Here is a 273-nt window from a genome sequence, read left to right as displayed (position 1 = left end):
GCGGTATATGGTATCGAAGATTATGAATATGGTATTCGTAATTTGGTGCAGACGTCTTTGCGTTCCATCATCGGTGAGATGGATTTGGATAGTGCATTATCTAGCCGTGATGAAATCAAAACCAAGCTAAAGCATGCCATCTCAGAAGATATTGCAGATTGGGGTATTACCCTAAAAACCGTAGAGATTCAAGATATTAACCCATCGCAAACCATGCAAGCGTCAATGGAAGAGCAAGCGGCGGCAGAGCGCCTACGTCGTGCGACAGTGACC

General features: G+C 45.1%; 1 protein-coding gene. It reads left to right on the top strand.

Going from position 1 to position 273, the window contains the following annotated elements:
- Positions 1–273: paraslipin (locus AAEY93_RS20575; RefSeq protein ID WP_351079514.1), on the top strand; the 273-nt coding region annotated here is incomplete at both ends.

The organism is Shewanella sp. CAL98-MNA-CIBAN-0140 (assembly GCF_040309905.1).
Classification (GTDB): Bacteria; Pseudomonadota; Gammaproteobacteria; order Enterobacterales; family Shewanellaceae; genus Shewanella; species Shewanella psychromarinicola.
The sequence above is the reverse complement of the archived record's forward strand: the minus strand, read 5'-3'. Positions and strand labels throughout refer to the sequence as shown.